The sequence below is a fragment of the Gluconobacter roseus NBRC 3990 genome, from assembly GCF_006538885.1.
GTDB classification, from domain to species: domain Bacteria; phylum Pseudomonadota; class Alphaproteobacteria; order Acetobacterales; family Acetobacteraceae; genus Gluconobacter; species Gluconobacter roseus.
On record NZ_BJLY01000001.1, the window covers coordinates 663,803 to 678,215 of the forward strand.

Annotated in this window: 16 protein-coding genes; 9 read left to right on the plus strand and 7 right to left on the minus strand. The window is 62.1% G+C overall.

From position 1 onward, the window contains the following. The first annotated feature begins 186 nt into the window (after positions 1 to 186). From GRO01_RS02885 to GRO01_RS02900, 4 genes are all read left to right on the plus strand, one after another. Entirely contained in the window at positions 187 to 990 is an 804-nt protein-coding gene (locus tag GRO01_RS02885; RefSeq protein WP_062507509.1) for a Tim44/TimA family putative adaptor protein, read from the plus strand. Continuing rightward, positions 914 to 2,170 carry a murein transglycosylase A gene (mltA, locus tag GRO01_RS02890; protein WP_231490064.1) on the plus strand — a complete coding sequence of 419 codons (1,257 nt, stop codon included), beginning with the start codon at positions 914 to 916 and terminating at the stop codon, positions 2,168 to 2,170. The genes GRO01_RS02885 and mltA overlap by 77 nt, the downstream gene beginning before the upstream one ends. Continuing rightward, positions 2,167 to 2,985: a DNA-methyltransferase gene (locus GRO01_RS02895; RefSeq protein WP_062507507.1), complete on the plus strand. Its 819-nt coding sequence runs from the start codon at positions 2,167 to 2,169 to the stop codon at positions 2,983 to 2,985. The genes mltA and GRO01_RS02895 overlap by 4 nt, the downstream gene beginning before the upstream one ends. 81 nt (positions 2,986 to 3,066) lie before the next feature. Continuing rightward, positions 3,067 to 4,542 (plus strand): cytochrome-c peroxidase, encoded by a 1,476-nt coding sequence (locus GRO01_RS02900; protein WP_371857371.1) that lies wholly within the window; start codon positions 3,067 to 3,069, stop codon positions 4,540 to 4,542. A gap of 81 nt (positions 4,543 to 4,623) precedes the next feature. Here the strand turns inward: GRO01_RS02900 and GRO01_RS02905 are convergent, their stop codons facing one another. Together GRO01_RS02905 and GRO01_RS02910 are read right to left on the minus strand one after the other, a co-directional pair. After that, a complete protein-coding gene (locus GRO01_RS02905; protein WP_062507505.1) occupies positions 4,624 to 5,814 on the minus strand; it encodes an alpha/beta hydrolase in 1,191 nt (396 codons plus the stop codon). Between the two features lie 126 nt (positions 5,815 to 5,940). Beyond that, positions 5,941 to 6,150, minus strand: a complete 210-nt coding sequence (locus tag GRO01_RS02910) for a hypothetical protein (RefSeq protein ID WP_062507503.1) — start codon at positions 6,148 to 6,150, stop codon at positions 5,941 to 5,943. A 164-nt stretch (positions 6,151 to 6,314) separates the two neighbouring features. On the opposite strand from GRO01_RS02910, the gene GRO01_RS02915 reads away from it, so the two are divergent. Continuing rightward, complete coding sequence (locus GRO01_RS02915; RefSeq protein ID WP_231490062.1) at positions 6,315 to 6,878, plus strand: Smr/MutS family protein; 564 nt, start codon at positions 6,315 to 6,317, stop codon at positions 6,876 to 6,878. Between the two features lie 5 nt (positions 6,879 to 6,883). Here GRO01_RS02915 and GRO01_RS02920 read toward each other — a convergent pair whose 3' ends face one another. Together GRO01_RS02920 and hemF are read right to left on the minus strand one after the other, a co-directional pair. After that, positions 6,884 to 7,966, minus strand: a complete 1,083-nt coding sequence (locus GRO01_RS02920; RefSeq protein WP_062507501.1) for a hypothetical protein — start codon at positions 7,964 to 7,966, stop codon at positions 6,884 to 6,886. Continuing rightward, entirely contained in the window at positions 7,963 to 8,880 is a 918-nt protein-coding gene (gene hemF, locus GRO01_RS02925) for an oxygen-dependent coproporphyrinogen oxidase (RefSeq protein WP_062507499.1), read from the minus strand. The genes GRO01_RS02920 and hemF overlap by 4 nt, the downstream gene beginning before the upstream one ends. Positions 8,881 to 9,154: 274 nt before the next feature. Here hemF and GRO01_RS02930 point away from each other — a divergent pair, with 274 nt between their 5' ends. Continuing rightward, entirely contained in the window at positions 9,155 to 10,045 is an 891-nt protein-coding gene (locus GRO01_RS02930; RefSeq protein ID WP_062507497.1) for an S-methyl-5'-thioadenosine phosphorylase, read from the plus strand. Positions 10,046 to 10,108: 63 nt separating this feature from the next. On the opposite strand, the gene GRO01_RS02935 is transcribed toward GRO01_RS02930, so the two are convergent. The 3 genes from GRO01_RS02935 to GRO01_RS02945 are packed head-to-tail and all read right to left on the minus strand — an operon-like array spanning position 10,109 to position 11,854. Then, complete coding sequence (locus GRO01_RS02935) at positions 10,109 to 10,372, minus strand: hypothetical protein (protein ID WP_231490058.1); 264 nt, start codon at positions 10,370 to 10,372, stop codon at positions 10,109 to 10,111. A 1-nt stretch (position 10,373) separates the two neighbouring features. Continuing rightward, positions 10,374 to 11,120 (minus strand): SDR family oxidoreductase, encoded by a 747-nt coding sequence (locus GRO01_RS02940; RefSeq protein WP_062507495.1) that lies wholly within the window; start codon positions 11,118 to 11,120, stop codon positions 10,374 to 10,376. Positions 11,121 to 11,128: 8 nt separating this feature from the next. Beyond that, positions 11,129 to 11,854 carry a dienelactone hydrolase family protein gene (locus GRO01_RS02945; protein WP_231490056.1) on the minus strand — a complete coding sequence of 242 codons (726 nt, stop codon included), beginning with the start codon at positions 11,852 to 11,854 and terminating at the stop codon, positions 11,129 to 11,131. A gap of 42 nt (positions 11,855 to 11,896) precedes the next feature. On the opposite strand from GRO01_RS02945, the gene GRO01_RS02950 reads away from it, so the two are divergent. The 3 genes from GRO01_RS02950 (at position 11,897) to groL (ending at position 14,215) form a co-directional block, all read left to right on the plus strand. Then, on the plus strand, positions 11,897 to 12,103 hold the full coding sequence (locus tag GRO01_RS02950; protein ID WP_062507493.1) for a DUF4169 family protein: 207 nt from the start codon (positions 11,897 to 11,899) through the stop codon (positions 12,101 to 12,103). Positions 12,104 to 12,233: 130 nt separating this feature from the next. Then, positions 12,234 to 12,524, plus strand: a complete 291-nt coding sequence (groES, locus tag GRO01_RS02955; protein WP_024717078.1) for a co-chaperone GroES — start codon at positions 12,234 to 12,236, stop codon at positions 12,522 to 12,524. Positions 12,525 to 12,574: 50 nt separating this feature from the next. Next, positions 12,575 to 14,215, plus strand: coding sequence for a chaperonin GroEL (gene groL / locus GRO01_RS02960; RefSeq protein ID WP_062507491.1), 1,641 nt, complete (start codon positions 12,575 to 12,577; stop codon positions 14,213 to 14,215). Positions 14,216 to 14,413: the final 198 nt, after the last annotated feature.

Below are 14,413 nucleotides of genomic sequence, written 5' to 3' on the forward strand. Positions count from 1 at the left end.
CCGGATCCGCAGGGGCGCACCCCAGGGCGGACATCGATTGGAACGATTGCGATCCCTTGGCGGTAGCATGATGTCCGTTGCGCGCCAAGACACGGTTCTGGCGGACAGATGGTTGAGATCGGAGGGATTGCACCCTATCTCTAGGGCAACAGATCTTTCACCGAACACTGCGAAACACAGGACGTCATGTCTTCCAGCGACATCCACCTCCCCGCCGGTCTCATGGATCACGCGGGTCATCATTTTCCCTGGGACCTTGTGGTCCTGTTCGTGCTCGCCGTGGCGCTGGGGGTGAGGCTTTACCGCGTTCTTGGCCGCCGTGTCGGGATGCAGGGGGTTCGGCAGGAGCGTCCGGGCGCCGGGCGTTTCGGTCCGGGCGCGAAGAATGGTACGGCGCCGGATGCGTCCCGTCCGAGTGCTCCGCCGCCGCTGCCGGGTAAGGCGTCGGGCGGGCAGGGTGATGGGAACGGGGCGCTCAATGCGGCTGCGGCACCGGAAGTGGATTATGAAATTCCTGCACCTGCAACGCGGGTCGGGACGGTGCTGGGCGAAATCGCGTCCGTTTTTCCGGGATTTTCGCCTTCGGGTTTCCTGAAGGATGCCGAGGACACGTTCCGTCAGGTGGTGCCGGCGTTTGCGGTTGGTGATCGTGCGGTGCTGCAGAAGCTGCTGACCCCGGTCTCCATGGAGTCCTTTTCCGCTGCGATCGATACGCGGGAACAGGCGGGCGAGACGCAGCGCAGCGATCTGCGGGGTGTTGAGAGCCTGTCCATTCTTGATGCGATGCTCGTATCGGCAGAGGATGGCGCGCGGACGGGCCGAATCGAAGTGAAGATTGTTTCGCGTCAGGTGAACATCCTGACGGACCGTGCGGGTGAGCCCGTGGTCGGGACCGAGGCCGTGACCGAGTTCCATGATCTGTGGCTTTTCGAGCGTGTTGTCGGGCAGTCCGATGCGCGGTGGCGGCTGGCGGCGTCCCGTCCGGCCTGATCCTTTCGTTTTCTGCTTCGAGTTTTTTACCGATCCGATGAAAAAACTGCTGACCCTGGTGACGCTCGGCGTGCTTTGCGGGTGCACCCCGCAGAATGCGCCGTCTTCGTTTTCGCTCTCTCCTGTTGGTTATGACGCCCTTGCCGGGTGGGGGCAGGAGGATTTTGCCTCCCTGATGCCGCTGTTGCGGAATGAGTGCCATCGCCTGTCGCAGTTGCCGCCCGAGACGGTGCTCGGCGGAAGTGAGGACATCACGTATGGCCGTCATGCTGCCGACTGGGCCAATGCCTGTGCGGGTCTGGCGACGGCGACGGATGCGCGGACGTATCTTCAGACATGGTTCCAGCCTTACGAGGCCGGGACAGCGGCGTTCTTTACCGGCTATTTCGAGCCGCAGATCCCGGCATCCCTGACCCGGGGTGGGGCCTATCAGACGCCGGTCTATGGTCGGCCACGCGATCTGGTGCGGGTGAAGGCGACCAATGGCCAGATGGTCAGCGGGCGCTGGGTCAACGGGCAGTTTGCGCCGTATTATGACCGTGCCGCGATTGATGGCGGGGCGCTGGCGGGGCAGGGGCTGGAGATTGCCTGGCTGAAAAGCCCGGTGGATCTGTTTTTCCTTCAGATCCAGGGTTCGGGTCGGCTGATTCTGCCGGATGGCGGGCAGGTGCGTGTCAGCTATGACGGGCGCAACGGGCAGGCCTATGTGCCGCTTGGGCGTGTTCTTGTGCAGGACGGCGAGCTGCCGGCGGATGGGGTCAGCATGGACAGCATCCGGAACTGGCTTGAGGCGCATCCGGACCGGATGATGTCCGTCATGGAGCGCAATCCGAATTATGTGTTTTTCCGTCGTGATGACGGCAATCTGGCGCAGGGACCGAAGGGCGCGTTCGGGATGCCGCTGACGGCCGGGCGTTCTGTGGCGGTGGACCGGTCCATGGTGCCGTTTGCCATGCCGCTCTGGGTTGAGACGATGCTGCCTTATGGTAGCGGGCAGCAGGTGAACTGGGATCATCTGGTGTTCGCGCAGGATATCGGGACGGATATCAAAGGGGCCGGGCGGGCCGATCTGTTCACGGGCTGGGGGGCTGCGGCGCAGGCTGTGGCCGGCAACCTGCATGCGCATGGGCGGATGGTGCTGTTCCTGCCGCGTCCTCCTGCGGAATCTGCCGCACAATGATCCGCAGTCGCCGGGAGAAGCTCGGTGTCCATACGCTGATCCGGGGAGACTGCACGACGGTCCTCAAGCGGATGCCGTCGCAGAGCGTGGATGTGGTGGTGACGTCGCCGCCCTATAATCTGGGAGTGCCGTACCGGACCTATCAGGACCGGCTGCCCGAGGATGCGTATCTGGACTGGATGGAGGATGTCTGCACCAGTCTGTCCCGCGTCATGAAGGATGACGGATCGTTCTTTCTGAACATCGCGGGGTCGTCCTCACAGCCCTGGCTGCCGTTCGAATTGATGACGCGGCTGCGGAAGCTGTTCGTGCTTCAGAACCATATCACCTGGATCAAGTCGATTTCGGTGGGCGAGATCACCTATGGGCATTTCAAGCCGCTGAACTCGGCGCGTTTCGTCAATCGCAACCATGAGCATGTCTTCCATCTGACCAAGACGGGGAATGTGCCGGTGTCGCGTCTGGATGCGGGTGTGCCGTTTACGGACAAGAGCAACATCGTGCGGCGGCAGCACATCACGGACCGGCGATGCCGGGGGGATACGTGGTTCATTCCTTACGAGACCGTGCGCAGTCGCAAAGAGAAGTTCAGCCATCCCGGAACGTTCCCGGTGGCCTTGCCCGAGGCGTGCATCCGACTGCACGGGTTACGGCCGGGCGGTGTGCTGCTGGATCCGTTCATGGGATCGGGCACGACGCTGGTGGCGGCGGAGCGGATGGGCTGTGTGGGGATCGGGATTGATACCGATACGTCCTATGTGAACGTGGCGCGCAAGCGGGTGCGGGCGGCGATCGATCATGAGGACGAGGATTAATCGACAACACCTGTTTTCCTGACAGGTTCAATCACTTTGACTTTGTGTATCACTTTTCCGCATTATCACGACACCGTGAGTATGAGGAGAAAAGTGGTGCGTTCCAGCACGATTACAAAAGGAATTGCCGGTCTGGTGGCGCTGGGCGTTGTCGCCTGGGGCGGGACCGTCACTTATCTTGAGCATTTTGATCATGCTGGAGCACCGCAGCTGCCCGCCAGCAGCCCGACGCGTCAGGACCCGACAGCCATGGCTGCGTTCGCGGCCCTTCGGGAAGTACGCTGCGATTACTGCCATACGCAGAACGTTGAACTACCGTTCTATTTCAAGCTGCCGCTGGCCAATCAGATCATGAAGCGTGATCTGGTGCAGGGGCAGCGTCATTTCGAATATGCGCCGGTTCTGACGGCGCTGCAGGACGGCAAGCCGCCTTCCGTCGAGCAGCTTTCCCGCATCGAGGAAGTCATCACGCAGAACCGGATGCCGCCGGCAGCCTATCTGCTGATGCATCCGCATGCGCATCTGGACGAGAAGCAGCGCGCGGACATCCTGAAATGGGTGCGTGAGCAGCGTGAGCGTTACTATGCGACGCCGGGTGTGGCGGCGCAGTTCCGTGGCGAGCCGATCCAGCCGATCCCCGAGAGCGTGGATGTGAACTGGAAGAAGGCTGAGCTGGGCCGGGCACTGTTCTTTGACAAGGGGCTGTCGGGTGATGGCACGCTCAACTGCGCAAGCTGCCATGGTCTGAACAAGGGGGGCGTGGACAATCTGACGACCGCGACGGGTATTGGCGGCCAGAAGGGTCCGATCAATGTGCCGACCGTCTATAATTCCGTGTTCAGCATGGCGCAGTTCTGGAACGGCCGTGCGAAGGATCTGGCGGAGCAGGCGGCAGGTCCGGTCATGAACCCGCTGGAAATGGGTTCGCATGACTGGAACACGGTATCCGATCATGTTCGCAGCACGCCGGGTTATGCCGAGCAGTTCAATGCGGCCTTTGGCTCCGACCAGATCGACAAGGACACGATCACCGGGGCGATTGCGGAATATGAAAAGACGCTGATTACGCCGGACAGCCGCTTTGACCTGTATCTGAAGGGCGATGCGAAGGCGATCACGGCGCAGGAAAAGCGCGGATATGAGCGCTTCAAGGAAATCGGCTGCTCGGGGTGCCATAGCGGCATTGCCGTGGGTGGTGACGCCTACGAGATCCTTGGTCTGGAAGGTCCGTATTTCGAGAACCGACACACGAAGCTGACGGCTGCGGATGAAGGCCGTATGGCTGTGACGCATCAGGAAGGCGACAGGGAGCGGTTCAAGGTTCCGAACCTGCGCAATGTCGAGCTGACGGGCCCGTGGCTGCATGACGGTTCGGCCACCACGCTGGAGCAGGTCGTGCGGGAGATGGCGCGTTACGAGACGCCGGATCATGACATTGCCGATCAGGATGTCACGGATATCGTGGCGTTCCTCAAGACGCTGACGGGCAAGTATGAGGGCATTCCGCTGAAGGATGTCTCGGCTGACCAGCCGCTGCGGGCTCCGGCTTCGAACTGAAGTCTGCGCAAGCTGCATGAATGAAAAACGGCCCCGGAGTGATCCGGGGCCGTTTTTTTTATGAGCTGCGTCTGCGGGTGTTTATTGGGGAACGGGATTGCACTGCGGAGTGATAGGCTGGCCGGTCATGACGGCTGTCGTGAAAGCGGCAGAGTCTGGCAGGGAGCCGTTTACGACCTGGTTGTGGTCCAGTCCCTTGTAGAGATGGGCCTGAACGGTTGAGCCTGCGGCACAGGCAGCTTTGACCAGACCAAGCTGAAGGGCGGGGGGCACGTCGCGGTCTTCTGTTCCGGTTCCAGTGAAGAGCGGCTGGGCCAGTTTGAGGGTTGGGAACGCCATGGCTTTCAGGGCCGGGCTCATGGCCTTGAGGAAGGTTGGCTGGAGGCTGTTCTGCAGGGTCAGGCCGGCTTCCTGCGTCTGATGAGACAGGGATGTCAGGCATTCATGGGCGGCGTTGCGATAGACGGGCAAGGCTTTGGGCGTGAAGGCTTGTTCGGGGCGGAAATGGGGATCGTGTCCTTCCAGCCCGGCGGCGAGGTAGAAGACGTAATTGATCAGCGGGCTGTAGCCGACGCCGGGCTGTGAAGCGGCTTTGAGCAGGTTGCCGAGAAGTTCGGGCGTCACGTAAGGCGCGCCGGTGGCCACGGTGCCGCGGATGTCCAGTTCAGGCGCGTAGGTTGGTGCGTAGGACGCTGTGGCGACGGCAGCGCCGCCTCCCTGCGACTGGCCGACGATCATGATCCGGTTTTTCAGGTCCGGGACGTTGGCGAGCGCGGCACGAACGCTGTCGAGAACGCTGTAGGCTTCGACGCGGGTGTCCAGATAGGGATGGGTGCCGGGTGTGCCGAGGCCCTGATAATCCGTAGCGACGATGGCGAAACCGCGCTTCATCCAGGCGGAAAGATAGGTGCGGTTGCGGTCGCTGACAGGGTTGAGGGACGGGGCGCAGCTGTCATCCACGCCGACGGTGCCATGGGCCCAGGCGACGATTGGCCAGCCACCTTGCGGAGCGGGACCGGCGGGCAGGATGATCTCGGCCGTGACGGGAACGAGGGCCTTGCCGATGATGCCGTTCGTTGAAAGATAGGTGATGCGCAGGGCGCGTCCGGCGTCCGGAAGACCAAGGGCGTCGGCCAGTGGGGCCGAGGCGGTGATGGTTCCGGGCTTCTGGACACCGGACGGGGCCGCGTGTGCCATACTGGTGAGCGAAGCGGCGTAGAGGGCCGTGCCTGCAAGCAGGGGAATGAATTTGCGCAGGGGAGGCAGGGGCATGGGAAATCCTTGGTAAGTCTTGCTTTGCAGGCCGGGCATTCTCATGCCCGGTGCTGGCGAGACTGACGCCATGACCCTTAAGGTCAAGTGAATTTCCGATGGTGCCTGTGGCCTGATCGTTCCGGTTCAGTCGTCCTGCGCGAGGCGGCGGTCAGCGGCTTTGTCGATCCGGTCACGCTCTTCGGCGGTGAGAAGGCCGCGCTCGTATTCCTGTGTGGCGCGGGCCTTGGCGTTGCTGGCGCGGGCGCGGGTATCGATCGGGTAGGCGCGCTTTTCAGGGAGGCCGAAAGCGCTGTCGGGGAGTTTGTCGCGTTCTTCTTGGGAAAGATGGCTCATGGTTCTGTTCTTTCTGAAATGGAACCCGGACTGTGAACGTATCAGGGCAGCGAAAGTCCCGAAATCCCGAAAGAACATTGTTCAACGCTACCGGAAGCCGTTACATGCTCGGGGCCTGAATCCCGTTTTTCGGGAGGGGTGGTCAGACAGGAAGTGAGGGCGGCGTGGCGAAGCGGGATCTGAGGGAGGACGAGGCGACCCTGTGGCGGATGGTGGTCCGCGACATCAAGCCGTTGCGCTCTCCGCGGGCTCCGAAACGTATGGTGCCTGTGGTGAAAGCCGAACTGCCTGCGCCCATGCCGGATATTGCGCGATCTGCGCCTTTGCCGGCGCGGCGGTCCTTTGTTCCGGCCCAGCCGAAAAAGCCCGTGTCCCGACCGGCAGAGCTTGCCGTTGGTGTGCGGGCGCCGGGGCTGGATGATACGAGCTGGAAGCGTCTGTCCCGCGGGCAGATGAAGGTCGATGCGCGGCTCGATCTGCATGGTTATGTCGTACAGGAGGCGTTCGAGCGGTTGTATGATTTCATGCAGCGTGCACGGGTGCGGAACTGGCGCTGTGTCGAGGTCGTGACAGGACTGGGGAGCGGGCAGACCAGCGGGTTGATCCGGCGTGAACTGCCGATGTGGCTTCAGCGGGGGGATCTGCGGTCCATGGTGCTGGCCGTGGTGCATCCCCATGCCGCCAATCACGGTTCTGTTCGTATTCTGCTGAAGACCCGCCGCCGCTGAGCCGGTCAGATGTGGCGGGTTTCCTGTCCTTCGCGCCAGCGGGGTGTGTTGACGGCGAGCCAGCGGCGCAGGGCGAGCGTGGCGCCGAGATCGGGGACCGTCCGTGACAGGAACGGAGCGGCATTTTCACCCGTCGCCAGTTTGAAATGATGCATGTCGGCCCAGCGACGCACGCCGGAATCTGCGGCTGCAGCTGAACAGGCATGGCTCCATTGCGTGACGACGTCAGGCGGCGTCAGCATCGGCAGGGCAATGGCCATAGCGGTGTCGGCTGCGGCGGAGACGGCCTGCCAGGCGTGATAGAATGGGCCTTCGGGCGGGCGGTGGCGGGCCTGCTGGTAGGCTTCCATGAAAATGGGGATGGTCGTCGAATGGGTGTCTGTCAGGTCGCCGGTGGAATAGATCGCGCTCGTGCCTTCGGGCAGGTTGGCGAGGACGTCATCCAGCGGGCGATCCAGGGTATAGGGCGAGACCTGAACGGCATCGACTGTTCCGGCATGGAGCGCAGCCAGGGCCGTTGAGGAATCGACGTAGCCGGGCATGGGGATGGGGCGCAGGCCGAGTAGGGAGAGGCCCATCAGGGCATTCAGTTCCGGGCCTTCGATCCGCGAGACTGCGAGACGGACAGGATGATCGTGGAAAAAGCCTGTCAGGCGGCTGCGCAGGGTCTTGTGCAGTTCCGTGCGCGCGATGACGACGGTTGTCGTGGAGGCCACAAGAACAGGGATCCAGCGGCCGAAATCATAATGGACGCGGGAATCACCGGTCAGGGATGTCAGAAGCGTAGCAGCGGGCAGCACAAGAGCTGTGTTGCCGTCGGGCGCGCTGTTGGCGTCGAACAGATTGGCGGCACGAACACCGTCCTGTCCGATGTCGGGGGTCAGTTCGAGGGGCGTGTCCAGATCCAGCGCGTGGGACAGGGCACCATTTGCGAGTTCCGCGAACTGGCCGGGAATGGAGGCGAGCGTGCCGCCCAGAAGGAGCTGGACATCCGTCAGGGTGCCAGCGCGGGCCGGGTTTTTCAGGAGGGGAGCGGCTCCGGTCAGAGCCGCCAGCCCCTTCAGGGCTGCACGTCGGGTCAGTCTCACGGCCAGCGGACTTCCGGCGGCATGCTCATCAGGATGGCTTCGGTGTTGCCGCCCGTCTTGAGGCCGAACAGCGTGCCGCGGTCATGCAGCAGGTTGAACTCGACGTAGCGGCCGCGGCGGATGAGCTGGGCGTCGCGGTCGGCTTCGGTCCAGGGGGTGAACATGCGGCGGCGGACGACGGCCGGATAGGCGTCGTGGAAGGCCATGCCGACGTCTCTGGTGAAAGCGAAGTCCAGATCAACGTCACCGGTATAGAACTGGTCGTAGAAGATGCCGCCCAGACCGCGCGGTTCATTGCGGTGATGCAGGTGGAAGTAGCGGTCACACCATTCCTTGAAACGGGGATAGTGCTCCGGGTCGTGGCGGTTGCAGGCGTCTTCGAAGGATTTGTGGAAATAGGTGGCGTCCGACTGCGCTTCCGCGCTTTCGGGGAACATCGGGGTGATGTCACCGCCGCCACCGAACCAGCCTTTTGTCGTAACGATCATGCGCGTGTTGAAATGCGCGGCACTGACATGCGGGTTGCACGGATGGGCGACGAGGGAGACGCCGGTTGCGAAGAAGCGCGGATCTTCGTCAGCACCGGGGATGTTCTTGCGGAATTCGGGGGAAAACTCGCCCCAGACGGTCGAGACGTTGACTCCGACCTTTTCAAAGACGCGGCCGCGCATGACGGACATGACACCGGCCCCGCCTTCGGGGCGGCTCCAGGCGGTGCGCTCGAAACGGCCGGGAGCGGTGCGGTCACGCAGGACCTGCGAACCGCCTTCGGCTGCTTCGTCTTCGAGTTTTTCGTAGGACGCGCAGATGCGGTCGCGGAGGGTTTCGAACCAGGCTTTGGCGTCCTGCTTGAGGGCGTCGTGAGGCACGTCTGGACGAACGGTTTCGGCGAAACCGGGGCTGATCTGGTCCATGTTTTCTTCCCCCGTCTATACAGGACAAAACTTCGTTACGCGCAGTGTCCTAGCAAATCGCGCCGCTGCCGAACAGTTGGCTGATGCATGCCTGCCGGTGATCCGTGGCGGGACAATGGCGCAAAGACGTTTTCATTTCGTAAAAACGGCAGCGTTTTGTGAAAAAGTTTCTCTGAATGCTGCAACACGCGGCTTGCAGGCTGCAAGGCTTGCGTGTTGGGGCGTCTCGTGGTCCAGAACGGGGGAGCGGATCAACCAGAAATCAGGAACAGACATGTCTTCGGAACAGGAAATCCAGCCCGTCATCGGTGTGATCGGTGGCTCGGGGCTATATGACATTGACGGACTCGAGAACAAGGAATGGCGCCGGGTGGAAACGCCCTGGGGCGAGCCTTCGGATGAACTGCTGTTCGGCACGTTCGAGGGTGTGCAGTGCGTGTTCCTCCCGCGTCACGGGCGGGGGCATCCCATTCCGCCGTCGCGTCTGAACTTCCGCGCCAATATCGATGCGCTCAAGCGTGCCGGGGTGACGGATATCCTGTCGCTTTCGGCTGTGGGGTCGCTCAAGGAAGAGCTGCCGCCGGGGCATTTCGTGCTGGTGGACCAGTTTATCGACCGCAGCTTTGCGCGTGAGAAGAGCTTCTTCGACACGGGCTGTGTGGCGCATGTCGGCATGGCGGACCCGGTTTCGGCGCGTGTGCTGGATGTGGTGCAGGGCGAGGCGGCTTCGCTTGGGATTCCGTTCACGCGGGGCGGGACGTATCTGGTAATGGAAGGCCCGCAGTTCTCAACGCGCGCCGAGAGCGAGCTGTACCGGTCCTGGGGCTGTTCGGTCGTGGGCATGACGAACATGCCGGAAGCCAAGCTCGCACGCGAAGCCGAGATGAACTACGCGACTGTTGCGATGGTCACGGATTTCGACTGCTGGCACTCCGACCATGACAGTGTGACGGTCGAGGCCGTTGTGAAAGTCATGAAGGGGAATGCGGATAATGCGCGTCGTCTGGTGAAGGCAATCATTCCGGTGCTCGGGAAAAAGCGTCCGGTGGATGCGAGCGCCGAGCGAGCTCTGGATCATGCGATCATCACCGCACCTGCTGCCCGTGATCCGAAGCTGCTGGCCAAGCTCGATGCCGTTGCAGGGCGTGTTCTGAAGCAGGGCTGAAGCTCTGCGGATACCGCGCCTGCGTGATGCGGGCGCGGCTGGAACCGTGATCGGCTGAGGGGATCAGTCGAAGTTGTGGTTCGGGTCTGCGTTCAGGTCGATGCCGGCACGGGCATCGTCGATTTCCACGCCGTCGAGTTCCGGCGGCGGCAGATCCTTGACTGGCGTGCCTTCGGGGACGCCCTTGATGGCGATCAGGTCGGTGGCGTTCTGGATATAGCCTTCCGGGCCACAGGCCGGCTTGCCGTCGGCTTCCCACAGGAGGCGCGCTTCGTGGCGGATTGCGGCGTCGCGCTTGGGATCGGCTTCGAGCGGATTGCTGCTCATCTTAAAACTCCTGTCTGGTCGGGCGCAGGACGATCTCGTTGATGTCCACGTCGTCAGGCTGTGAAATGGCGAAGGCGATGGCACGGGCCACTGAGTCCGCCGGGATCGCCATCTTATAGAACTCTTCCACGGTTTTGCGACTGTCTGTGTCACCGCTTCCGGACTTGAGTTCGCTCTGGACCGCGCCGGGCTCGATGGAGGTGACGCGGAAGGTGTTGCCGGCTTCCTGTCGCAGGCCTTCGCTGATGGCGCGGACGGCGAATTTCGTGCCGGAATAGACTGTCCCGCCCGGAGCAAAGACCTTCAGGCCTGCGACGGAGGACAGGTTGATGACATGTCCGGATTTCTGTTTTTCGAACACCGGCAGGGCGGCGGCGACGCCGTAGAGCACGCCCTTGATGTTGATGTCGATCATCCGGTCCCATTCATCGACCATCAGCTTCTGGATGGGGGCGATGGCCATGAGGCCGGCATTGTTCACCAGAACATCCAGACGGCCGAAATCGCGGGTGACGGCGGCGACGGTCTCTTCGACCTCGGAGCGTTTTGTGACGTCGAGCGTGTAGGCGCGGGCGGTCTGGCCCTGTGCCGTAAGTTCGGAGACGATCTCGTCCAGCCGGTCACGGCGGCGGGCGGCGATGGCTACCTTTGCACCTTGAGCGGCAAGGTAACGGGCTGTGGCCTCGCCAAGTCCGGAGCTGCCGCCTGTGATGAGGACGACTTTTCCGGCGATGTTGTCCGTGGTCATGGTGGGGCTCACTTCTGTTCGAGATGAGACTTCAAAAAATCGACGCTGCGGGACCAGGCGAGATCACGGGCATCGCGGTTGAAGCTCGGGCGCTCGGGGCAGCCGAAGCCGTGGCCGGCGTCGTCATAGACGTATTCCTCGACCTCAGGGCGGGCGTCGCGGATCTTCTGGATTTCGGTGTGGGGGATGGAGGAATCCTCGCCACCGAAATGCAGTTCGACCGGGCAGTGCGGTGCGGTTTCGACATGGCTACCGATGCTGCCGCCATACCAGCTCACGGCTGCGTCCACGTCATGGGTGCGGGTCGCGGTGAGCCAGGCGAGCAGACCGCCCCAGCAGAAGCCGATGATGCCGACTTTCTTGTGGCCAGCCTCGCGCAGGGCCTTTGCGCAGGCGGCGATGTCGGCGAGGGTCTTTTCGGACGGGATCTTGCTGCGGAGTTCGAGGCCTTCGGTCACGCCGGCCTGCGTGTATTCCAGAATGACGTCGGATTTGACGCGATCGAAGACGGCCGGGGCAAGAACATGGAAGCCTTCGGCTGCGAAGTCGTTGCAGACATTGCGGATATGGGTGGTGAGGCCGAAAATTTCCTGCACGACGATGACGGCGAGGGGCGACTCCGCGGAGCCGGCTTCCCAGGCCTTGAAGCTGTGGCCATCAGATGCGGTCAGGCTGGTCATGTGACCGTCAGCGCTGGAAGCAGGGGTTTTGTTGTCCGAGGGGCTGTGTTTCATGTCTGTGTATCCAGTCTTGTAATGCCCGGAAGGCCATGAGCCATGAGCGACGTCATCAATCTCCGTCGGGAACGCAAACGCCGCAAGAGCGTAGAGGATGCGAAGCTCGCCGATGCGAACCGCCGTCTGCACGGCCGGACCAAGGGGCAGAAACTGGCTGAAACGCTTGAAAAACAGCGGATACAGGCACTCCTGGACGGGCGGAAACTTTCTTCCGGAGCCCCTTCGGACGAAAGCGAGAATCCTTGACGCAGAAGGTGGGGGCGACTATGTCTTTGGCACTCTCCATGTGAGAGTGCCAAAATGCACTGCAGTCATTGAGTGCAGCAACCCGGTCACGCTGCTTTGTACAAGGGTGTGGCCATAAATGGAGCGATCCATGACGAAGTTTCGTCCCCTTCATGACCGCGTGGTGGTCCGTCGCCTGACGGGCGAAGAGAAGACCGCTGGTGGCATCATCATTCCTGACACCGCCAAGGACAAGCCGACCGAAGGCGAAGTCGTTTCTGTCGGCCCGGGTGCCCGCAACGAGCAGGGCCAGGTTGTGGCTCTGGACGTCAAGGCTGGTGACAAGGTGCTGTTCGGCAAGTGGTCCGGCACCGAGGTCAAGATCGACGGCGAAGAGCTGCTGATCATGAAAGAGAGCGACATCATGGGTGTGATCGGCTGATCAGCCGTCCCCGTTTCCTCTCGTAAGAACCTCATTCAGGAGTAAGAATTATGGCTGCCAAGGACGTCAAGTTCGGCGCTGATGCCCGCGAGCGTATGCTGCGTGGCGTTGATATCCTCGCAAATGCCGTCAAGGTGACGCTGGGCCCGAAGGGTCGTAACGTTGTTCTCGACAAGAGCTTTGGCGCACCGCGCATCACCAAGGACGGTGTGTCGGTTGCCAAGGAAATCGAACTGGCTGACAAGTTCGAGAACATGGGCGCCCAGATGGTCCGCGAAGTCGCGTCCAAGACGAACGACATCGCAGGCGACGGCACCACGACCGCAACCGTGCTGGCCCAGGCCATCATCCGTGAGGGCGCCAAGGCTGTTGCCGCCGGCATGAACCCGATGGATCTCAAGCGCGGCATCGACAAGGCTGTTGGCGTTGTTGTTGACGAGCTGAAGAACAACACGAAGAAGATCACGTCTCCGGAAGAAATCGCCCAGGTCGGCACGATTTCCGCCAATGGCGAGACCGAGATCGGCCAGATGATCGCTTCTGCCATGCAGAAGGTCGGTTCCGAAGGCGTCATCACGGTGGAAGAGGCCAAGGGCCTGCACACGGAACTCGACGTGGTCGAGGGCATGCAGTTCGACCGTGGCTACATCTCCCCGTACTTCGTGACGAACCCGGAGAAGATGACGGCTGACCTCGACAGCCCGTACATCCTGATCCACGAGAAGAAGCTCTCCTCGCTTCAGCCGATGCTGCCGCTTCTCGAAAGCGTTGTTCAGTCCGGCCGTCCGCTGGTGATCATCGCCGAAGACGTCGATGGTGAAGCACTGGCCACGCTGGTCGTGAACAAGCTGCGTGGTGGTCTGAAGATCGCTGCCGTCAAGGCTCCGGGCTTCGGTGACCGTCGCAAGGCCATGCTGGAAGACATCGCCATCCTGACGGGCGGCCAGGTGATTTCCGAAGACATCGGGATCAAGCTGGAATCCGTTACGCTCGAAATGCTGGGGCGCGCCAAGAAGATCCACATCGAGAAGGAAAACACCACGATCGTCGAAGGCGCTGGCAACAGCGACGACATCAAGGGCCGTTGCAACCAGATCCGTGCGCAGATCGAAGAAACGACGTCCGACTACGACCGTGAGAAGCTCCAGGAGCGTCTGGCCAAGCTGGCTGGTGGCGTTGCCGTCATCCGCGTCGGTGGCAGCACCGAGGTCGAGGTGAAGGAGCGCAAGGATCGCGTTGACGATGCCCTGCACGCAACCCGCGCTGCCGTTGAAGAAGGCATCGTTCCGGGTGGTGGCACGGCTCTGGCCCGCGCATCCTCCGCTCTGAAGGGTCTGACCTTCGACAACGACGACCAGCGCGTCGGTGGCGAGATCGTCCGCAAGGCCCTGCAGGCTCCGCTGCGCCAGATCGCGTTCAATGCCGGTGAAGACGGTGCGGTCATCGCAGGCAAGGTGCTTGAGAACGACGGCTATGTCTTCGGTTTCGACGCCCAGAAGGGTGAGTACAAGGATCTTGTGTCGGCCGGTATCATCGACCCGACCAAGGTTGTCCGTACGGCCCTGCAGGACGCCGCTTCGGTTGGCGGTCTGCTGATCACGACGGAAGCCATGGTTGCCGAGCGTCCCGAGAAGAAGGCTCCGGCCGCTGCTCCGGGTGGCATGGGCGGCATGGGTGACATGGACTTCTGATCCAAGTCCGGTTCCTTTCCTGTCCCTTCCTCGGAAGGGGCGGGGAAGGCTCCCAGATGTTGCAAAAAAGCCTCTGGCCTGCGGGTCAGGGGCTTTTTCTTTGGTTGCTTGGTTACTGAAATGCAACGATAAACCGGGCCGGGGTATGGTGTTGCGTTTTTCACACATGTTGCATCTAAGTGAGCGCTGAAAGCATGG